We start from the raw sequence: 19,037 nt of genomic DNA, 5'->3' as shown, positions 1-19,037 counted from the left end.
CGCCGGCATGGTCTTCGAAGGCTCGAGCGCCGCGATCTCCCACACCGGGAAGGTCCGCTCCAACAACCAGGACTCCGGGTACTCCGGGGCGAACCTGTTCGTCGTCGCCGACGGCATGGGCGGACACGCGGGCGGCGACGTCGCCTCCAGCATCGCGATCCAGCGCATGGAGCCGCTGGATCAGCCGTACTCCTCCACGGAAGACGCGCAGGCCGCCCTCCAGGCCGCCGCCACGACGGCCGCGGGCGACCTCATCCGCGCCGCGAAGGATCGTCCCGAGCTCGCCGGGCTCGGCACCACGCTCAGCGCGATCATCATGGTCGACGAGTACGCCGTCATCGGCCACATCGGCGACTCGCGCATCTACCTCTACCGCGACGAGGCGCTCACGCAGATCACCGCGGACCACACCTTCGTGCAGCGACTGGTCGACTCCGGCCGGATCACCCCGGAAGAGGCCAGATACCACCCGCGTCGTTCGGTGCTCATGCGGGTGCTCAGCGACATGGACGCCGACCCCGAGCTCGACATGTTCGTCATGCACGCGCAGCCCGGCGACCGCTGGCTGCTGTGCTCCGACGGCCTCTCGGGCGTGGTGGACGAGGCCCGCATCCTCAAGGCCATGCAGCTCGGGCTCGCCCCCGGCCGGACGGCCGACAACCTCCTCAAACAGGCCCTCGACGGCGGCGCCCCCGACAACGTCACGATCGTGATCGTCGATGTCGGCGGACAGCACCCCGTCCACTCCGGCACCGCCACGATCGTCGGCGCGGCGTCGAACCCGTCGGGTGTCTACGTGCCGCCGGTGCGGGCCCCGCGGAGCAACTGGCTGCATCCGGTCCGCCAGGCTGCGAACGAGCCGAGCCACTTCGAGCCGGCACCCGAGTACCTCGAGGAGCTGATCGAGGAGGACCGCCGTCGCGCCAAGCGCCGCCGGCTGGGCTGGATCGCCGGAACGCTCGTGGCGCTGGCCATGCTGGGCTTCGCCGCGTTCGCCGCCTACAGCTGGACGCAGACGCGCTACTTCATCGGCGCCGATGAGGACAGCGTCGTGATCTTCCAGGGTGTGCAGCAGAACATCGGCCCGATCACGCTGTCGACACCGGTCGAGGACACCGAGATCCTCCTCGCCGACCTGCCCCCGTATCAGCGGGCATCGGTCGAGCGCACCATCAGCGCGCGCTCGCTCTCCGACGCCATGGCCATCGTGGACCGTCTCCGCACGGGCGCCGAGGCGAACATCATCGAGCAGACCCCGCTGCCCACACCGCTCCCCTCTCCGAGCACGACGCCCTCGGGAGGTGCGGGGTGAGCACCGACGTCCAGGCCGACACCACGGTCATCAAGGCCCTGCGCCGCCTGCGCATGCCGCAGACGCAGCGCAATCGCGAGTTCTGGCTGCTCCTCTTCGCCTGTGCGATCAGCGGCGCCGCCCTCACCCTCGTCCAGCTCGGCGCTCTCGGCACCATCGACCCGATGATCCTGGCGATCGGCGGCGGGCTGGCGGCTCTGGCCTTCGCCCTGCACATCGTGCTCCGCTTCGTGGCAGCCGACGCCGATCCCTTCGTCGTCCCGATCGCGACGCTGCTCACCGGACTCGGCGTCGCGATGATCTACCGGATCGACATCGCCTTCGCGAATACCGGGTGGAACGCCTACTCCACCAAACAGCTCGCCTGGACCGCCATCTCACTGGCCGGGGCGATCGCGGTGGTCATCCTGCTGCGCAACTACCGGATCCTGTTCCGGTACACCTACATCTTCGGCCTCGCCGGAATCCTCCTGCTGCTCCTGCCGTTCGTCCCCGGCCTGCGGATCCCCGATGCGAACGCGCAGGTGTGGGTCTCGCTCGGCGGCATGTTCGCCTTCCAGCCCGGAGAGCTCGCCAAGATCTGCCTCGCGATCTTCTTCGCCGGCTACCTCGTGCGGACGCGGGAGAGCCTGACGTCGGTGGGCAAGCGAGTGCTCGGGATCACCTGGCCGCGAATGCGCGAGCTCGGACCCGTGCTCGTCGTCTGGCTCGTCTCTCTCGGCATCATCGTCGTCCAGCGCGACCTCGGCACCGGAACGCTCATCTTCGGCATGTTCGTGGCCATGCTCTACGTCGCCACCGGCAAGACGAGCTGGGTGCTCATCGGTCTCGGCCTCGTGGTCGCGGGCGTCGCCGTCGCGTCGCAGATCCTCAGCTACGTGCAGGGTCGCTTCGTCAACTGGCTGTTCTTGTTCGACTCCTCGAAGGTCGACCCGGACGGCGCCGGCTATCAGCCCATGCAGGGCCTCTTCGGGCTCGCCCGCGGCGGGCTCATCGGCACCGGCTGGGGGCAGGGCCGCCCGGAGATCACGCCGCTCGCGCACAGCGACTACATCATCACGAGCCTGGGCGAGGAGCTCGGCCTCATCGGGCTCTTCGCGATCCTCTGCCTCTACATGGTGTTCGTCAGCCGCGGCGTCCGCATCGGTCTCGCCGGTCAGGACGACTTCGGCAAGCTGCTCGCCACGGGCCTGTCGTTCACCATCGCGCTGCAGGTGTTCATCATGGTCGGCGGTGTCACGCGGGTCATCCCGCTGACCGGTCTGACCACCCCGTTCCTGGCCGCCGGTGGCTCGTCGCTCGTCGCGAACTGGCTCATCGTGGCACTCCTCCTCCGCATCTCCGACGGCGTCCGCCGTCAGCCCCGGGTGGTGATCGGCTGACATGACACGAGAACTCCGCAGACTCAGCATCGTCATGCTGTTCATGTTCATCGCGCTGTTCGCCGCGACGAGCTGGATTCAGGTCGTCGAGACGGACGGCCTGTCGCAGAACCCGCACAACAAGCGCACCCGGCTGGACAGCTACGAGATCCAGCGCGGCGCGATCATCGTCGACGGCGCTGCGATCGCCAACTCGGTCCCGAGCGACGACCAGTACCGATTCCAGCGCGTGTACACCGACGCCGAGATGTGGGAGCCCGTCACCGGCTACTTCAACCCCGCGCTCGGCTCCAGCACCGGGATCGAGGAGGCGATGAACGCCGACCTCTCCGGAACCGGCTCCAACGCGTTCTTCGCAGAGATCGAGCGGATCCTCTCCGGTCAGCCACAGCGCGGATTCAGCGTCGAGCTGTCGTTGAACACGGCAGCGCAGCGCGCCGCCACCGACGCCCTGGACGGCCTGCAGGGCGCCGTCGTCGCGATGGACCCGAAGACCGGGCGCATCCTCGCGCTGGCGTCCACTCCCGGCTTCGACACCAACAGCATGGCGACCCACGACGCGAACGCCGCCAACGCCACCTACGACCAGCTCGTGGCCGACCCCGGCAAGCCGCTGTCGAACCGCGCGATCGCCGGCGACCTCAATCCCCCGGGGTCGACGTTCAAGATCGTCGTCGCTGCGGCCGCCTACGCCAGTGGCGAGTGGACGCCGGAGTCGACCCTCCCCAACCCCGCCTCGTACACGCTGCCGGGCTCGAACAGTCGCGTCTCCAACGCGTGGGGAAGCGCCTGCGGGCCAGGAGACACCGTCACGATCGCCGAGGCGATCCGTCTCAGCTGCAACATCCCCATGGCCGAGCTCGCCGTCGAACTCGGCGATGACACGATCCGGGAGATGGCGGAGAAGTTCGGGTTCAACCGCAGCTTCGACATCCCGCTCACCTCGACGCCCTCGAGCTACCCGCAGGGGCTCGACGACGCGCAGACCGCCCTCACCGGATTCGGGCAGGGACAGGTGACCGCGACGCCCCTGCAGATCGCCATGGTCTCCGCCGGAATCGCCAACGACGGCGTCGTGATGAACCCGCAGATGGTCGACGCCGTGATCGGCAACGACCTCTCGGTGATCCGCTCGTTCGACAGCACCGAGTTCGGTCGCGCGATGGAGCCCGACGTGGCGGACGAGGTGACCTCCGCCATGGTCGCCAGCGTCTCAAACGGCGCGGCGCAGGGTGCAAGAATAGACGGGGTCGACGTGGCCGGGAAGACCGGAACGGCGGAGAACGGAAACAGGCCGCACACGCTGTGGTTCACGGGGTTCGCCCCCGCGGACGACCCCGCGGTCGCGGTAGCGGTCGTCGTCGAGAACGGCGGCGGACAGGGTCAATCAGGAAGCGGGGACACCATCGCCGCTCCGATTGCGAAGAAGGTCATAGAGGCGGTGCTGGGCAGATGAGGCCGACGCAGGGTGTGTCGTTCGGTGGTCGCTACGAGCTGCAGTCGCGGATTGCGATCGGCGGCATGGGCGAGGTGTGGGAGGCGACGGATCACGTCATCGGACGCACCGTCGCCATCAAGATCCTCAAGGACGAGTACATGGGGGACCCCGGGTTCCTCGAGCGGTTCCGCGCGGAAGCGCGTCACGCCGCCCTCGTCAACCACGAGGGCATCGCCAGCGTGTTCGACTACGGCGAGGAGAACGGCAGCGCCTACCTCGTCATGGAGCTCGTTCCGGGTGAGGCCCTCTCGACGATCCTCGAGCGGGACGGCGCGCTGAGTGCCGACAAGACACTCGACATCGTCGCGCAGACCGCTTCGGCCCTCCAAGCCGCGCACGCGGCGGGTCTCGTGCACCGCGACATCAAGCCGGGGAACCTCCTCATCACGCCAGACGGCCGCGTGAAGATCACCGACTTCGGCATCGCCCGCATCGCCGACCAGGTGCCGCTGACGGCGACCGGTCAGGTGATGGGCACGGTGCAGTACCTGTCGCCGGAGCAGGCATCTGGCCACCCCGCCTCCCCCGCGACCGACACGTACTCGCTGGGCATCGTCGCGTACGAGTGCCTCGCCGGCAAGCGCCCCTTCACCGGCGAGTCGCAGGTGGCGATCGCCATGGCGCAGATCAACGAGCAGCCGCCACCGCTGCCGCCGACGGTGCCGATCCCGGTGCAGAACCTCGTCATGGCGATGATCGCGAAGAAGCCGGCGGACCGCCCGTCCTCCTCGGCCACGGTGGCCCGGGCCGCCCAGGCCCTCCGCCGCGGAGACCTGAACTCCGCCGCCATCGCCGTTCCCGCCATCGCCACGGGCGGCATCGCAGGCGACGACGACGCCACGCGCATGCTCACCGCGACCGGCGACGACGGCACGACGCGCATCCTCCCGACCACCGCCCAGCTGCCCACCGACGAGGCCGCCGCGGAGGAGCAGGAGAAGAAAAAGAAGAAGAAGAGCGCGTGGACCTGGCCGCTCATCGCGCTGCTGGTCCTGCTGCTCATCGTCGTCGCCGGCACGCTGTGGGCGCTGTTCGGCAACCAGGGCAAGGACGCCGACCCCGACCCCACGGGATCCGCGAGCCGCACACCCACGACGACGCAATCGCAGACACCCTCGCAGGCGCCCACTCCGGAGGAGACGCGCGTCGACGTGACGGCACTCGGGCTCAACGGCATGGACTGCGGCACCGCCACCGCGACACTCAAGGAAGCCGGGTTCTCCGACATCGCCTGCGGAGAGGGCGACCCCGCCCCGAGCGACGGCGATGTCGGCAAGGTCTACCGGGTGCAGCCCGAGGGGAACGTCGCGACCACGACCCCCATCGCGCTCACCGTCTACGCGGGCCGCACGCCGCTGCCCACGCCGTCCGACCAGCCGACGATCACCGGCGACCCGGTCGCCGGGAGCACCGTGACGATCTCCTGGGGCACGGGTTTCACCTGCCCCAGTGGCACGACGCTGTCCGGCTACGTCGTCTCGCTGCAGAACGGCACCTTCGCCTCGGGCGGCCCGAACTTCCAGCCGACGCAGCGCAACGCTCAGGTGACGGTCGGCGATGCCGTGGGGCAGCAGCTCATCGCGACGTATCAGGGCCTGTGCTCGGGCGGCGACCAGCGCACGTCGAACGCCTCCCCCCCGCTCTCCGTCACGATCGTGGCCCCGGAGGACGGCGAGGGTGACGGCGGCGACGGCGGCCAAGGGTAGCCTGAGTATCCAGTCCAGCCATTGTCGTTTCCAGGGGGTCATCCGTGTCCACAGAGCCACGAGTCATCGCGGGCCGGTACCGCGTCGACGAGCTCATCGGGCACGGCGGGATGGCGAAGGTGTACCGCGGGTACGACCTGACCCTCGGCCGCGAGATCGCGATCAAGATCCTCGATCCTGATCTCGCCCGCGACACCAGTTTCCGTACGCGGTTCCGGCTGGAGGCGCAGTCGGCGTCGCGCATGTCGCACCCGTCGATCGTGCGGGTGTACGACGCCGGCGACCCCTCCACGGTCGACAGCTCCTCGGACGAGCCGCCGTACATCGTGATGGAGCTGGTCAAGGGCACCCTGCTCAAGAAGATCATCGCCGACGGCCCCGTGCCGGTCGAGGATGCGGTGCGCTACGTCGACGGGATCCTCGAAGCGCTGGACTACTCCCACCGCGCCGGGGTCGTTCACCGCGACATCAAACCGGGCAACGTCATGGTCACCGACAAGGGCCAGGTGAAGGTGATGGACTTCGGCATCGCCCGCGCGGTGTCCGACTCCTCCTCGACCGTGGCCGAGACCACTCAGATCATCGGCACTGCCGCCTACTTCTCACCCGAGCAGGCCAAGGGCGAGCCGGTCGATGCTCGTGCCGACCTCTACTCCACAGGCGTCGTGCTCTACGAGCTGCTGACCGGACGGCAGCCGTTCCGCGGCGAGTCGCCGGTCGCCGTCGCCTACCAGCACGTCAGCGAGACCCCGGTCCCGCCCTCCGAGGTCAACGAGGAGTCGCCCGCAGCCCTCGACCCGATCGTATTGCGCGCCCTCGCGAAGGACCCGTATCAGCGGTATCCGGACGCCGCCCACTTCCGCGCCGCTCTGGACGCCGCAGTGACCGGCGCCGCTCCCACCCGCAAGCAGATCGGCGCTCTGACGAGCGAACTCTACGGCCCGAGTCCTCGCCAGGCGCAGGAGACGGCGCGGTCGCTGCGACAGCTCAGCACCGACACCACGATGGCCCGCACGCAGTCGGGACCGCCCGTCGCATGGATCTGGGCGGGAGTCGCGCTGCTGGCGGTGCTCCTGGCGTCCGTGCTGTTCTGGGTCTGGACCATCAGCATGCGCCCCGCCGACGTGCCGAGCACCTCGAGGCTCGTCCCTGATCTGACGAACGTCGCCTCCGAGCGCGCGCAGGACGACCTCGCCGAACTGGACCTCTCCTCGAAGATCGTCATCGAATCGAGCCCGTCGATCGCCGAGGGAAACGTCATCCGCACCGATCCCGAGGGTGGCGTGTCCGTGGAGAAGGGCTCGACAGTCACCCTCTACGTCTCCTCCGGCGAGGAGACGGTGGTCGTGCCGAAGCTCGAGGGGATGTCCCTCGATGCCGCGACGAAGGCGCTGAAGGCCGCCGGCCTCGAACTCGGCACAGTGACGCAACGCAACGACAAGGGTCTCGCCGCCAACACGGTGATGACGGCGAGCGAGCAGGCGGAGGCCGAGGTGGCTCCGGGCACCGTCGTGAACCTCGAGGTCGCCAGCGGGAAGGTCACGCTGAACAACGTCGTCGGCTGGTCCATGGACTCGGCGACGCAGGCGCTCGACGACCTGGGACTCACTCCGGTGCCGACCGAGGCGCCGGAGTGCCCGGCAACGGATCCGGCGACGGTGCACTCGATGTCCATCGCTCCGGGGGATGTCCCCGTCGGGTCGTCGGTCGAACTCCGCTACTGCACCGGGTCCTGACGCGGGACGCGCCGCAGCTCAGCGCGTCAGCGGATCGAGAAGGACGGAGCGGGCGACGGCCTCCTCGTCGCCGCAGAGGCGCAGCCAGTTGGCGAGGAGCCGGTAGCCCCCTCGGGTGAGGACGCTCTCCGGATGGAACTGCACCCCATGCATCGGCAGCGTCCGGTGCGCCACCGCCATCACGGTGCCGTCGGGGGCGGTGGCGATGACCTCGAGGTCATCGGGGAGGTCTGCCGCGGACAGCGCGAGCGAGTGATACCGCCCGACGTCGAAAGGTGAGGGGATGCCTGCGAACAGGGCGGAGCCGTCGTGGCGGACTGCCGAGACCATGCCGTGCATGACCTGCGGAGCAGACCGGACGGCCGTGCCGAAAGCGGCCCCGATGACCTGATGCCCGAGACACACGCCGAGGGTGGGGACTCCCCGCCGCACCGCGATGCGAGCAGCGTCGATCGAGACGCCGGCATCGGCAGGAGCCCCGGGCCCGGGGGAGAGCAGGAGGGCGTCATGCGCGCCGAGAAGCTCCTCGACCTCGACCGCGTCGGTCGCATCGGACTCCACGAGGGTGGTGTCCGCACCGAGCTCGCGGAGATATCCCACGAGCGTGTGCACGAAGCTGTCGTGGTTGTCGACCACGAGCACCCCCGTCATTCGACGTCGACTTCGCCCGGGGCGATGAGCGGGCTGACCCAGGGGAACACGTACCAGAACAGCGCGTACAGCACCGCGGCGATCACCACGAGCAGGATGAGGACGCGCAGCCACCACGGGCCGGGCAGCAGGCGCCAGAGTGCGGCGTACATGGGTCTTCTCTCTCCTGGAGGCGGGTCACACGGACGGTGCGGCCGGCGGGGGCGGCGGGTCGGTCAGAGCGGACGGTGGTCCCTCGGCTCGCGGCTGGAAGCTCTCGAACACCCCGTACGCGACGATGCGCTCCGCGAGCGAGTACAGCGGTGAGCACGCCGTCAGGGTGATGTACTGCTCGCCGGTCTGCTGCTCTGGCATCTGCGGCACGTCGGCGAGCACGTCGGTCTGGCTCGGCTTCACATACTCCAGCGTGCGGAACCGATAGGTGTACCAGCCGTCCGGGGTCTCCACGACGATGGCATCGCCGACGTGCAGCTTGTCGAGCTGGTTGAACGGCTTCCCCCAGGTCGTCCGGTGGCCGGCGAGGGAGAAGTTCCCCACCTCGCCGGGCATCTTGGACTGCGTGTAGACGCCGATGCCCTTCTGGTCGAGAGTGCGCGCGCGACTCGTGCCGCCGTAGATGCCGAAGTTGTAGTCGGCGCCGAACCGGGGGATGTGCATCTGTCCGAACCACTCCCCGTCGGCCGGGGCCGCAGGGACGGGCGCCTCGTAGACCGTCTCACCGTCGTCCGTCTCGACCAGCGGCGGCAGTTCCGGCGCCTCGCCGGCGGCGAGCTGCTGTGAGATCGCGGCACCCTCCTCGTTCTTCTGGGCCGCGATGATGATGTCGCCGATCCACATCTGCCATGCGACGAAGAGGAGGACGACGACGCCCGCGGTCAGGAGGAGTTCGCCGAGCACGCTCGCGAACGTGGCGCGCGACCGTCGTCGCTGCCGCCGTTCGCGCCGCCCCCCAGGCACGACAGATGCAGTCATGGGCGTGATCATATCCGCCCCGCCTGTGCTTCGGGGTCCCGTCCCCGCCTGCGGTGATCGCGGCTCGTCGGCGCCGAGGTCTCCCGGGTACAATGACGGCATGGCACGTGACCGCAAGACCGAAGAACCCGCCGTCGAGCGCGCCGAGGGCGACGCCGCTCCCAACGCCGTCTGGTTCAAGCCGGTGATGATCGGCTTCATGCTCCTCGGCCTCGCCTGGATCCTCGTCTTCTACATCTCGGGCATGCAGTTCCCCATCCCGGGACTCGACAACTGGAATCTGGCCATCGGCCTGGGCATCGCCCTCATCGGATTCCTCATGACCACCCGCTGGCGCTGACCGGCCGGAACAACAAGAACCCCTCGCCTCTTCGGCGGGGGGTTCTTTCGTCTGTCCGACAAGGCGGAAGTTATCCACAGGTTATCCCCACACTGGGGAGAATTACACCGATGTTATTCACAGGGGTTAACAACCCTGTTAACAACTCGGGATCAGGCCAAAAGGAGCAGCGGCGGCACGACGGCGACGAGGATGATCAACAGCACCACCAGAGCAGCGAGGAAGACGATCTGCCAGGTTCGCTGATCACGGCGCTTCGTCCGTACGCAGATGAGCGCCACGAGAGCGCCCGTGATCGCGCCGCCCAGGTGCGCCTGCCAGGAGATGCCGCCGGCGAAGAACCCGAAGGCGAAGTTGATCCCGAGGATCACGAGGATGCCGGTGACGTTGGCCCCGATGTGCCGGCCGATGATCAGGAGCGAAGCCAGGAGCCCGAAGATCGCGCCGGAAGCGCCGACCGTCCAGGTCTCCGGTGCGAGGACGGCGACCGCGACGGACCCGCCGAGGCCGCTGATGAGATACAGCGCGAGATAGCGGACGCGACCGAGCATCGGTTCGAGATTCTGTCCGAGCATCCACAGGGCGAGCATGTTCAGCGCGAGATGCACGAACCCCCCGTGCACGAACAGCACGGTCAGCAGTCGCCACGGCTCGAACGGCAGGAGGGACAGGTTCGGGTAGAGGAACGGCGCGTAGAAGCCGAGGGCCTGGATGATCGGGGCGTTGAGTCCGGGGATGAGCTGCACGAGGCCGATGAACGATGTCACCGCCAGCAGGACGTATGTGACGACGGGCTTGCCGCTGCGCACGGTACCCATGGTCGTGGCCCCACCACCACGCCACCGACGCGCGGCCTTCTTCTGGGCGGGGGTGCGGTTCTTGCGCTCCGCGTCCATGCACTCCGGGCAGATGACGCCGACCGGGGCCGGCGTCTGACACTCGGGGCAGATGGTGCGCAGGCACCGCTGGCAGAGCACGAAGGACTGCCGATCCGGATGCCGGTAGCAGAAGTTCTCACGGTTGTTCGTGAACTCGGGCGTCGTCATCCGGATCGGCCGTCGCTGTCGTCAGGCGGCGACGATGTCGATCGACTGCAGCACCACGGGCTCGATCGGCCGGTCGCCCGCCGCCGTCGGGACCGCGGAGATCGCGTCGACGACCTTGCGGGATGCGTCGTCGGCGACCTCGCCGAAGATCGTGTGCTTGCCCTGCAGCCACGGGGTCGGGTCCGTGGTGATGAAGAACTGCGAGCCGTTCGTGCCCTCGACCTTGCCGGTGATGGCGTTGCGGCGGAGGCCCGCGTTGGCCATCGCGAGGATGTAGGGCTCGTTGAAGTTGAGCTCGTTGTTGATCTCGTCGTCGAAGTTGTACCCCGGGCCGCCCACGCCCTGTCCGAGCGGGTCGCCGCCCTGGATCATGAAGTTCGGGATGATGCGGTGGAAGATGACGTCCTTGTAGAGGGGACCCTCGCCCGGCTTGCCGGTGGCGGGGTGCGTCCACTCCTGGGAGCCGTCGGCGAGACCGACGAAGTTCTTGACCGTCTTCGGGGCGTGGTCGCCGAAGAGGTTGATGACGATGTCACCGTGGTTGGTGTGCAGAGTTGCGACGTGGGAAGCGTGAACCATGCGTTCATTCTCGCAGAGCTTCCGGTGAGCGGGCCGGGCGTGTACAACGCAGGAGCCGATGATGCAAGGGGCGGGCGATTCCCTCGCCGCATCCAGCCTCTCGTGGCAAGATGGGGAACCCGTACTCCAATGGACAGGAGAGCATCGTGAGCCTCAGCCGCAAGCGGAAGAAGCAGCTTCGTCGTCTTCAGAAGGACGCGAACCAGCTGTGGGAAGACCAGCAGGTGCTCGTCGGCCACGCTGCCGACGTCGCTCGTGAGGCAGGTCGCCAGCTCGGCAACTTCAATCGCGAGCAGATCGTCCCGGTGGTCCAGGACACCTACAACCGCCGCGTGGCCCCGGTCGTTGACCGCTCGGTCAAGGCAGGAAAGCACGTCGTGGACGACAAGGTCGTTCCGATCGTGGGTGGCGTCGTCGGCACCGCGCTGACCGCCTGGGACGTCGCCAACGCGAAGCGCCACGGGGTCGAGTACAAGGCCCGCAAGGCCGTCTCGCAGAAGAAGGGTCCCGGTCTCGGATCCGTCATCGCCATCGTCCTGGGTGCTGCGGCCGCCGTCGGCGTGCTGTACGCCGCCTGGCAGGCGCTGCGGGCCGACGACGAGCTCTGGGTCGCCGACGACCCGCTGTCGGCTCCCGACGCGTGACCACTCCCGACCCGCACGCGCGGGTGAGGGATGCTGCGGCCGCCCGCGGACTCGACATCGAGATCCGCGAGCGGCCGCAGGCGCGTAGCCTCGTCGAGGCCGCCGAGATCCTCGGCATCCCGCCGTCCGGCATCGTGAAGACCCTCGTGGTCAAGCGCTCGGACGACACCTATCTGTTCGCGCTCATCCCCGGTGGGCGGTCCATCTCGTGGCCGAAGCTGCGGGCCGTCGTGGGAGTGAACAAGCTCCGCCTGCCCGAACCCGAGCTCGCTCTCGCGGCGACCGGTTACGAGCGCGGCACCATCGTCCCGATCGGCAGCACCACCGACTGGCCGGTCTACGCCGATGCGTCCATCGTCGGCGAGCGGATCGCGATGGGCGCCGGTGCGCACGGCTACAGCCTTTTCGTCGACGCCGACGCGCTCATCGCGGCGTACGGCGCGACCGTCGCCGACATTTCGGTTCCCGAGGAACGCTGAGGATCCTGCCGCGGCTCGTCAGAGCAGCCCGGCCATCCGCAGCGCGATGTCGACCAGCCGCACCCGCTGCAGCCCTGCGACGGCGGAGAGGGCGAACCACTCCGCCCGGTCGGTGGAGCCGTCCGTCTCCCAGCGCAGCTTCCCGCCCGTGACCTCCGCGCGATAGACGATCCGGAGGGTATGCAGGGGATCAGGCGACTTCTGCACACGCCGCCCGGCGGGGATGACACGGGAGTGGATGCCGAGGAGCGAGCCGACGCGGACGGTGTAGCCGGTCTCCTCTCGGAGCTCCCGGCGCACGGCATCCTCCGGTGCCTCACCGGGTTCCAGTCCCCCACCGGGAAGCGTCCACGCGATGCGCCGGCCCTCCGTCCATCGCGCCAGCAGCAGGCGTCCACCCTCGTCGGTGACGACCCCGTATGCGGCGACGCGCAGGTCCATGCGTCACACCCTATCCGGGTATCGAGCTGTGTCCCGCCGCGTGACGACGGGCGCGATCGATCAGGAATCGAGAAGCACGGCACCGCGCGCCGTCCTTACGCTGGGAGCATCATCCGGGCCGCACGAGAGGAACATCATGGCCGACACCGAGAAGAACTTCACCGCCGAGGAGCGCGAGGCCATGCAGGCCGCCGCGAAGGAGGCGCGCACCCGACGCTCCCGAGCCAAGAAGTCGCCCGAGGAACTCCGCGCCGCCGGAGAGGCCGATCTCAAGGAGGCTGTCGCGAAGCTCAGCGACGAGGACAGGCTGCTCGCCGAGAAGCTGCACGCGCTGGTCTCCGAGGTGGCGCCGGAGCTCGTGCCTCGGACCTATTACGGCATGCCGGCGTGGGGCCGCGACGGCAAGGTGCTGTGCTTCTTCCAGCCGGCGGGCAAGTTCAAGGTCCGCTATGGCACCTTCGGTTTCGAGCCGATCTCGAACCTCGACGACGGCACCGTCTGGCCGACCGCGTACGCGGTGACCGCACTCACGGAGAAGGACCTCGAGTTCCTCGCCGGGCGCATCCGCCAGGCCATCAGCTGATCTCGAAGAGGGTCTGACGCCGCGGGGTCGCGCGCGTTAGCGTGGTGCCTGTGAGCACCCTTCCCTTCTCCGCCGCCGTCTACGCACGACGCCTCGAGCGCGCACAGGAGCGCGCTCAGACCGCCGGCCTCGACGCGATCATCGTCGGTCCCGGCCCCGACCTGCAGTACCTCCTCGGTGTCGAGGGCGACACCATCGAGCGCCTGACCGCCCTCGTGCTGCCACCGCGCGGCGCGGCGACCGTCATCGTCCCCCGGATGGAGCTCGCCAAGGTGCGCAGCACGGCCGTCGGCGAACTCGAACTGGCGGTCGCCGACTGGGTCGACGGCGACGATCCGTACGCCCTCGTCGCCGCGGCCACCGGTGCCGTCGCCCGCGTCGGTGTGTCGGATGCGCTTCCCGCGCTGCATGTCGTGCCGATCGGGGAACGGCTGCAGGCCCGGCTCGAACTGGCCACGCCGGTGCTCCGGGAGGGCCGGATGACCAAGGACGAGGAGGAGATCGCCGAGCTGCGTCGCGCCGGCGCGGCCATCGATGCCGTGCACCGCCGCGTGCCCGGATGGCTGCGCGCCGGCCGCACCGAGCGCGAGGTCGCCGCCGACATCGCCGCGGCGATCGTGGAGGAGGGGCATCGGACGGTCGAGTTCGTCATCGTCGGGTCGGGGCCCAACGGGGCCGACCCGCACCACGAGGTCTCCGACCGGGTCATCGAGGACGGCGATGTGGTGGTCGTCGACATCGGCGGTGCCGTTCCGAGCGGCTACAACTCCGACAGCACGAGGACCTACGTCGTCGGAACGCCCGATCCGGCAGCCGCGGACCGGATCGCCACCCTCGTCCGGGCGCAGCAGGCGGCCGTGGATGCGGTGCGCCCCGGGGTCACGGCGGCGGAGGTCGACGCGGCCGCCCGCTCGGTGCTCGCGGAGGCGGGCCTCGGCGACGCGTTCCTGCATCGCACGGGTCATGGCATCGGCGTCTCGGTGCACGAGGAGCCCTACATCGCCCCCGGCAACGACCTCGTGCTCCGAGAGGGCATGGCTTTCAGCATCGAGCCCGGCATCTACTTCGCCGGCGAGTGGGGTGCCCGCATCGAGGACATCGTGGTCGTGACGGCGGACGGTGTCGAGCGCCTCAACGCGGCACCGCATGAGCTCACCACGACGACCGAGGGCACCGCAAGCTAACCGCTGAGGATCCCGTCGCATCGATCCGTCAGGAACCCAACACGCCGGGAGATCGCGTTCTCAGCTAATCTGAGCCACATCAGCCATGGTGGTAAGACGCCATAGAGGGAGTGACCGTGCTGGTAGACGTCGTTGGAAGCCCGGACTTCGAGATCATTTTCGGCTTCGTTGCACCGATTGGCACTGATCTGGACTCTTTGGTTGTCGCACTCCAAGACGAGCTACGGGTTTACAACTACGACAGTGACACGATCCGGCTAAGTCATCTGCTCGACGTTTCTACCGAAGCCTCCGATACCACGGGGTACTACAGCGCTCGCATGGATAAAGGAGACGAGCTTCGGCGCGAGTACGGCAGCGGGGACATCCTAGCCGGGCTGGCTATTGCTCGAATCCAGACTGCGCGTCCGGACACGGCTAGACGACGATTCGCATGGATTCTTCGCACCCTCAAGCACGAGCATGAAGTTGCGCTACTCCGTCACACGTACGGTCGACGATTCGTTCTAGTAGGTGTACACCAAGACCCGCGCAGGCGCTTTCGTAATCTCCTAGCCTTCTTGAAGGACGAGTCTCCAGGGGACTCAAATCATGCCTCCCGCGTCGAGCAACTCATCCGGCGGGATGAGATGGACATAGAGAATGAGTACGGTCAGCACGGGCGTGACGCTTACGCCGAAGCAGACTATCTGATCGACATCGACCAAGGGCTGCATGGAGAGGTGAGCCGAATGGTCGGGTTGCTCTTCGGTGATCCGTTCCGGACCCCCAACCGCGACGAGGTCGCCATGTTTCATGCGTTCGGAGCGTCGCTTCGGTCCGCAGACCCGGGACGACAGGTCGGCGCCGTAATAACTCTGCCTAGTGGCGAGCTACTAAGTACCGGTGCCAACGAAGTCCCGAAGTTCGGCGGGGGTGAATACTGGGAGGGTGATGAGCCCGACGGTCGAGATTTTGCTCTTGGCTCTGATTTCAACAGACGTCAAAGCAGAAGAACCCTTCAAGAGGCGTTGGAGTCCCTGAGTAGGGGCGGCTTTCTCTCGGCAGAGTTATCTGCTCTGTCGTCGTCCGAGAAGATCACGAAGGTGCTTGAGTCGACTGAAGCTGGGATGAAGCGAACACGACTACTATCCCTCATAGAGTTTGGACGAATCGTTCACGCTGAGATGTCCGCTCTCTCCCATGCCGCGAGACTTGGCTGCGCGGTTCAGGGGTCCACCCTCTACACCACCGCCTTCCCGTGCCATATGTGCATGCGGCTAATCGTTGCGAGCGGGATTGTTCGAGTCGTCTTCGTCGACCCCTACCCCAAGTCGCTGGCTGCCGAGATGTACGCTGATTCAATCACCCTGGATCGCGAAGCGGTCGGCAGCAAGGTTCTAGTCGAACCGTTCCGCGGGGCCTCGTGGAACATTTACCCTACGGTCTTCCAAAGCCCGCACCGCAAGCGCGACGCGAGCGGGAGCTTCGTACAGTTCAACAAGAGCGAAGCCCGGTTCCGGTTGGCGGAAGCGGACCCGCTCGCCGATCCGTCAGGCCGTGAGGCGGGGGTCCCAGTCGCAGTGTCGGACGCCACCACTAGACAGACGTTGAAGACGAAAGGGGAACCACGATGAACACGCGACAGGGTGCTGAACCGCTGGTGGTGAGTGGTGTGGAAGAGATTTCCTGGTTTGCGACAGCCGTCCAGCAAGCCCGGGATACGATCAACGCCCTCCCTAGCGAGAGTCGTCCCGCTGCCTATCAAGACGGTGTACCCACGCCGTCCGAACGACCATAAAGCACAGTAACGACCTCAAGCTCAACTGCACGCGTCGCAAACGACTCGTAACGCGACTGTCCTTCGCATCGGGCTAACCGCGGGTGCGGCCCGACTGCTGCCGGCTCCCGGCGCTGTGTCTCCGTTCAATAGATTTAGCCATCTGCAGTCCAGGGAGCGTCCTGCGTTAGAACCCGACTGCCGTCTCTGTCGTATGCTCACCGACTCTTCGCGACTGTGCCTTCTGACCGCAGGGCCATCGATCCTGGCACGCTGAAAGTGCGCAGTCGAACTCGAACGGTGCCACAGCGCGCACATCGACGAGAACCGCGGACCACCAGTCGGCTCTCCTTACGCCCAGCGACACGACAGTAGTAGCAGGGGGATCCTTGTACACGAGGCCTCGCGAGTACCCCACTCGATCGAGGACATCGAAGCGTGATGGCGGACGAGCCGAGCGGCTGTACACGGCACTACGCGAACTCACGCCATCGGACGGGTGAGGTGAGGCGGGGGAGCGGACGGTGGAGCCTAGGAGATTCGAACTCCTGACATCCTGCTTGCAAAGCAGGCGCTCTACCAACTGAGCTAAGGCCCCGTGAGGGAATTCTTGAATTGAAAGGGTGGGGCTACCAGGACTTGAACCTGGGACCTCTTCATTATCAGTGAAGCGCTCTAACCGCCTGAGCTATAGCCCCGTCAACCTCCAGAACTTTACCGGAGTTTCGGCGAAAATCCGAATCGAGGGCGAGGACCCCTTCCGGGATCCTCGCCCTCGGCCGATTCACCGTCCCGGCTCGACGTCCACACTGCCGGCCGACACCGACACGTCGATCGTGCGGCGAGCGCTCGGGGACTCGTCGACCCGCGCGTCGAAGGAACCCGCGTTGACGTCCTGACTGATCCGATACTCCACATCGGGGAGGGTCAGGTTCAGGGACCCCGCGCTCACGTCGATCGTGGTCGTCGTGGGCGCGTCGCCGGTCAGCTCCACCGTCAGATCGCCCGCCGCGATGCCGAGATCCGCCTGGTCGACGCCGTCGAGAAGCACGTCCGCGCGGCCCGCGTTCATCTGCACGTCGAAGGCCGAGGCCGCACCGGAGACGTCGAGGGCTCCGGCGTTGATCTGGACTTCCAGGGAGCCGAACTCACCGGAGACGTCGAGAGCGCCGGCATCGAGAGTGAGACTCGCGTCGAGGGCGGAGCCGCTGAGCTCCTCCGGCAGCGTGAGGACCGCGCGCTCGTCGTCGCCGAACCAGTTGCCGAACCACCAGCCGAAGGCCGGGCGAGGACTCCGGACGACGAGCTCGTCCGCCTCGCGCTCGAACGTCCACGCACCGCGGCCGTTGGTCACGGAGAGCTCCGCTGCGTCCACATCGCCGAAGTCGATGCGGACCATGCTCGCGTCGGCGTCGAGATCGATCGCGGTGACGCCGTCGACGTCCACCGTCTGCACCGAATCCGGTCGGCTGGAGGAGAGGAGGGTCCCGGTCGCCGCGACGGCCGCCGTGCCTCCGGCTCCGAGCAGCGCGATCCCACCGACGACCGCGGTGACGATCATGACGGCGGTCGCTCCGGAGGAGCGCCGGGGTCCGGGCGCGCCGGGCGCCGCCGCGGGGGAAGCCGCGGACGGCGGCGGGGGAGGAGTGATCGGGGTGTGGCCGCCCTGCGCTCCGGTGTTGTCGGTGGTCATCGTGAGACTCCTGTCTGGCCGTTCGGCGGCGTCGTGCCGCCCGTGTTCTCGAGGTGGGCGAGGGCGGCGAGCACGCGGCGGTTGCCCGACTCGTCCTGTTCGAAGCCCAGCTTCTGGAAGATGGAGGTGATGTGCTTCTCGACGCTCGCCGCCGAGAGGAAGAGGAGGCCGGCGATCGCCTGGTTCGACTTGCCCTCGGCGAGCAGGGCCAGCACGGTGCGCTCCCGCTCGGTGAGCCGCATCATGCGGTCGTCGCGGTTCCGGCGCGTCAGGAGCTGGGCCACGACCTCCGGGTCCAGCACCGTGGCGCCGTCGGCGATCCGCTGCACCGAATCGATGAACTCGGCGACGTCCGCCACCCGGTCCTTCAGGAGGTAGCCGAGGGGTCCGCCCTGGGCGGCGATGAGGTCGGACGCGTAGCGCTCCTCCACGTACTGCGAGAGCACGAGGATGGCGAGCGCCGGGTGCACGGCTCGCAGGTCCAGCGCCGCGCGGATGCCCTCGTCCGTGAACGTGGGCGGCAGCCGCACGTCCAGGATGCAGAGGTCGGGCGTGGTCGAGATCACGGCCTCGCGAAGACCGGTCGTGTCGGTGAGGGCCGCGACCACCTCGTGGCCCGCGTCCTCGAGCAGTCGCACGAGGCCCTCGCGCAGGAGGACGGAATCCTCGCAGATCAGGATGCGCATGGCACGTTCACCTCCAGGCTGGTCGGGCCGCCCTGCGGGCTGTCGAGACGGAAGGTCCCGCCGGCGGCGAGGATCCGGTTCGCGATACCGTCGAGGCCTCCGCCCGGGATCACCTGGGCGCCACCCATGCCGTTGTCCTCGACCCGCGCCCAGAGGGTGTTCCCCTCACGGAGCCGGACGGTGACGCGCGCTTCACTCGCTCGGGAGTGCTTCGCCGCGTTGGTCAGCGACTCGGCGATGGAGAAGTACACCGCCGCCTCCGCATCGCGCCCCGGCCGCGGAGCCCCGGAGCCGTACCCCTGGGTCCCTGCGCCGCCACCCTGGGTCCCTGAGCCTGTCGAAGGGT

At 68.0% G+C, this 19,037-nt stretch carries 20 protein-coding genes and 2 tRNA genes; 11 read left to right on the top strand and 11 right to left on the bottom strand.

What is annotated here, in order from left to right; all coding sequences use genetic code 11:
• Positions 1-7 precede the first annotated feature (7 nt).
• The 5 genes from DW296_RS05035 to pknB are packed head-to-tail and all read left to right on the top strand — an operon-like array spanning position 8 to position 7,634.
• Positions 8-1,312, top strand: a complete 1,305-nt coding sequence (locus DW296_RS05035) for a PP2C family protein-serine/threonine phosphatase (RefSeq protein ID WP_136051347.1) — start codon at positions 8-10, stop codon at positions 1,310-1,312.
• Positions 1,309-2,694 carry an FtsW/RodA/SpoVE family cell cycle protein gene (locus DW296_RS05030; protein WP_136051346.1) on the top strand — a complete coding sequence of 462 codons (1,386 nt, stop codon included), beginning with the start codon at positions 1,309-1,311 and terminating at the stop codon, positions 2,692-2,694. The genes DW296_RS05035 and DW296_RS05030 overlap by 4 nt, the downstream gene beginning before the upstream one ends.
• Position 2,695: 1 nt before the next feature.
• On the top strand, positions 2,696-4,150 hold the full coding sequence (locus DW296_RS05025) for a peptidoglycan D,D-transpeptidase FtsI family protein (protein WP_136051345.1): 1,455 nt from the start codon (positions 2,696-2,698) through the stop codon (positions 4,148-4,150).
• On the top strand, positions 4,147-5,898 hold the full coding sequence (locus DW296_RS05020) for a serine/threonine-protein kinase (RefSeq protein ID WP_136051344.1): 1,752 nt from the start codon (positions 4,147-4,149) through the stop codon (positions 5,896-5,898). Before DW296_RS05025 ends, DW296_RS05020 begins: the two co-directional genes overlap by 4 nt.
• 44 nt (positions 5,899-5,942) lie before the next feature.
• Positions 5,943-7,634: a Stk1 family PASTA domain-containing Ser/Thr kinase gene (gene pknB, locus DW296_RS05015; protein ID WP_136051343.1), complete on the top strand. Its 1,692-nt coding sequence runs from the start codon at positions 5,943-5,945 to the stop codon at positions 7,632-7,634.
• An 18-nt stretch (positions 7,635-7,652) separates the two neighbouring features.
• Here the strand turns inward: pknB and DW296_RS05010 are convergent, their stop codons facing one another.
• Genes DW296_RS05010 through DW296_RS05000 form a run of 3 tightly spaced genes read right to left on the bottom strand, consistent with a single transcriptional unit; the run spans position 7,653 to position 9,257 of the window.
• Positions 7,653-8,285 carry an anthranilate synthase component II gene (locus DW296_RS05010; RefSeq protein ID WP_136051342.1) on the bottom strand — a complete coding sequence of 211 codons (633 nt, stop codon included), beginning with the start codon at positions 8,283-8,285 and terminating at the stop codon, positions 7,653-7,655.
• Entirely contained in the window at positions 8,282-8,437 is a 156-nt protein-coding gene (locus DW296_RS05005; RefSeq protein ID WP_136051341.1) for a DUF4175 domain-containing protein, read from the bottom strand. The genes DW296_RS05010 and DW296_RS05005 overlap by 4 nt, the downstream gene beginning before the upstream one ends.
• Before the next feature lie 25 nt (positions 8,438-8,462).
• Positions 8,463-9,257, bottom strand: a complete 795-nt coding sequence (locus DW296_RS05000; RefSeq protein ID WP_136051340.1) for a class E sortase — start codon at positions 9,255-9,257, stop codon at positions 8,463-8,465.
• 100 nt (positions 9,258-9,357) lie between these two features.
• On the opposite strand from DW296_RS05000, the gene DW296_RS04995 reads away from it, so the two are divergent.
• Entirely contained in the window at positions 9,358-9,597 is a 240-nt protein-coding gene (locus DW296_RS04995; protein ID WP_025102888.1) for a cell division protein CrgA, read from the top strand.
• 152 nt (positions 9,598-9,749) lie between these two features.
• On the opposite strand, the gene DW296_RS04990 is transcribed toward DW296_RS04995, so the two are convergent.
• Together DW296_RS04990 and DW296_RS04985 are read right to left on the bottom strand one after the other, a co-directional pair.
• Positions 9,750-10,643 (bottom strand): rhomboid family intramembrane serine protease, encoded by an 894-nt coding sequence (locus DW296_RS04990; RefSeq protein ID WP_136051339.1) that lies wholly within the window; start codon positions 10,641-10,643, stop codon positions 9,750-9,752.
• Positions 10,644-10,664: 21 nt separating this feature from the next.
• Entirely contained in the window at positions 10,665-11,222 is a 558-nt protein-coding gene (locus tag DW296_RS04985; RefSeq protein ID WP_025102886.1) for a peptidylprolyl isomerase, read from the bottom strand.
• Positions 11,223-11,368: 146 nt separating this feature from the next.
• Between DW296_RS04985 and DW296_RS04980 the strand changes: the two genes are divergently transcribed.
• Positions 11,369-11,866 carry a hypothetical protein gene (locus tag DW296_RS04980; protein ID WP_025102885.1) on the top strand — a complete coding sequence of 166 codons (498 nt, stop codon included), beginning with the start codon at positions 11,369-11,371 and terminating at the stop codon, positions 11,864-11,866.
• Positions 11,863-12,345 carry an aminoacyl-tRNA deacylase gene (locus tag DW296_RS04975; RefSeq protein ID WP_240742988.1) on the top strand — a complete coding sequence of 161 codons (483 nt, stop codon included), beginning with the start codon at positions 11,863-11,865 and terminating at the stop codon, positions 12,343-12,345. The genes DW296_RS04980 and DW296_RS04975 overlap by 4 nt, the downstream gene beginning before the upstream one ends.
• Before the next feature lie 18 nt (positions 12,346-12,363).
• On the opposite strand, the gene DW296_RS04970 is transcribed toward DW296_RS04975, so the two are convergent.
• On the bottom strand, positions 12,364-12,786 hold the full coding sequence (locus tag DW296_RS04970) for an NUDIX hydrolase (RefSeq protein WP_136051338.1): 423 nt from the start codon (positions 12,784-12,786) through the stop codon (positions 12,364-12,366).
• A gap of 136 nt (positions 12,787-12,922) precedes the next feature.
• Between DW296_RS04970 and DW296_RS04965 the strand changes: the two genes are divergently transcribed.
• The 3 genes from DW296_RS04965 to DW296_RS04955 all read left to right on the top strand — a co-directional run bounded on the left by DW296_RS04965 (position 12,923) and on the right by DW296_RS04955 (position 16,169).
• A complete protein-coding gene (locus tag DW296_RS04965; RefSeq protein WP_136051337.1) occupies positions 12,923-13,369 on the top strand; it encodes a hypothetical protein in 447 nt (148 codons plus the stop codon).
• 50 nt (positions 13,370-13,419) lie between these two features.
• Entirely contained in the window at positions 13,420-14,553 is a 1,134-nt protein-coding gene (locus DW296_RS04960) for a M24 family metallopeptidase (protein WP_136051336.1), read from the top strand.
• A 116-nt stretch (positions 14,554-14,669) separates the two neighbouring features.
• Positions 14,670-16,169 carry a deaminase gene (locus tag DW296_RS04955; RefSeq protein WP_136051335.1) on the top strand — a complete coding sequence of 500 codons (1,500 nt, stop codon included), beginning with the start codon at positions 14,670-14,672 and terminating at the stop codon, positions 16,167-16,169.
• A gap of 668 nt (positions 16,170-16,837) precedes the next feature.
• Here DW296_RS04955 and DW296_RS04950 read toward each other — a convergent pair.
• The 5 genes from DW296_RS04950 to DW296_RS04930 form a co-directional block, all read right to left on the bottom strand.
• A tRNA-Ala gene (locus tag DW296_RS04950) sits at positions 16,838-16,910 on the bottom strand.
• A gap of 26 nt (positions 16,911-16,936) precedes the next feature.
• Positions 16,937-17,010: transfer RNA gene (locus tag DW296_RS04945), tRNA-Ile, on the bottom strand.
• An 86-nt stretch (positions 17,011-17,096) separates the two neighbouring features.
• Positions 17,097-18,005, bottom strand: coding sequence for a DUF4097 family beta strand repeat-containing protein (locus tag DW296_RS04940; protein ID WP_168428984.1), 909 nt, complete (start codon positions 18,003-18,005; stop codon positions 17,097-17,099).
• Positions 18,002-18,691: a LuxR C-terminal-related transcriptional regulator gene (locus tag DW296_RS04935; protein WP_136051334.1), complete on the bottom strand. Its 690-nt coding sequence runs from the start codon at positions 18,689-18,691 to the stop codon at positions 18,002-18,004. The genes DW296_RS04940 and DW296_RS04935 overlap by 4 nt, the downstream gene beginning before the upstream one ends.
• The coding region (locus DW296_RS04930; RefSeq protein WP_342588948.1) for a sensor histidine kinase at positions 18,679-19,037 on the bottom strand (359 nt) is incomplete at its 5' end. The genes DW296_RS04935 and DW296_RS04930, both read right to left, overlap by 13 nt.

The organism is Microbacterium sp. K36, assembly GCF_004794355.1.
GTDB classification, from domain to species: domain Bacteria; phylum Actinomycetota; class Actinomycetes; order Actinomycetales; family Microbacteriaceae; genus Microbacterium; species Microbacterium paraoxydans_D.
The sequence above is the reverse complement of the archived record's forward strand: the minus strand, read 5'-3'. Positions and strand labels throughout refer to the sequence as shown.

Excerpts from the sequence above, each read along its gene's own strand:
- DW296_RS05035 (WP_136051347.1), top strand. The coding sequence starts at position 8 with ATGGTCTTCGAAGGCTCGAGCGCCGCGATCTCCCACACCGGGAAGGTC.
- DW296_RS05025 (WP_136051345.1), top strand. The coding sequence starts at position 2,696 with ATGACACGAGAACTCCGCAGACTCAGCATCGTCATGCTGTTCATGTTC.
- DW296_RS05020 (WP_136051344.1), top strand. The coding sequence starts at position 4,147 with ATGAGGCCGACGCAGGGTGTGTCGTTCGGTGGTCGCTACGAGCTGCAG.
- DW296_RS05010 (WP_136051342.1), bottom strand. The coding sequence starts at position 8,285 with ATGACGGGGGTGCTCGTGGTCGACAACCACGACAGCTTCGTGCACACG.
- DW296_RS05005 (WP_136051341.1), bottom strand. The coding sequence starts at position 8,437 with ATGTACGCCGCACTCTGGCGCCTGCTGCCCGGCCCGTGGTGGCTGCGC.
- DW296_RS05000 (WP_136051340.1), bottom strand. The coding sequence starts at position 9,257 with ATGACTGCATCTGTCGTGCCTGGGGGGCGGCGCGAACGGCGGCAGCGA.
- DW296_RS04995 (WP_025102888.1), top strand. The coding sequence starts at position 9,358 with ATGGCACGTGACCGCAAGACCGAAGAACCCGCCGTCGAGCGCGCCGAG.
- DW296_RS04990 (WP_136051339.1), bottom strand. The coding sequence starts at position 10,643 with ATGACGACGCCCGAGTTCACGAACAACCGTGAGAACTTCTGCTACCGG.
- DW296_RS04985 (WP_025102886.1), bottom strand. The coding sequence starts at position 11,222 with ATGGTTCACGCTTCCCACGTCGCAACTCTGCACACCAACCACGGTGAC.
- DW296_RS04970 (WP_136051338.1), bottom strand. The coding sequence starts at position 12,786 with ATGGACCTGCGCGTCGCCGCATACGGGGTCGTCACCGACGAGGGTGGA.
- DW296_RS04965 (WP_136051337.1), top strand. The coding sequence starts at position 12,923 with ATGGCCGACACCGAGAAGAACTTCACCGCCGAGGAGCGCGAGGCCATG.
- DW296_RS04940 (WP_168428984.1), bottom strand. The coding sequence starts at position 18,005 with ATGACCACCGACAACACCGGAGCGCAGGGCGGCCACACCCCGATCACT.
- DW296_RS04935 (WP_136051334.1), bottom strand. The coding sequence starts at position 18,691 with ATGCGCATCCTGATCTGCGAGGATTCCGTCCTCCTGCGCGAGGGCCTC.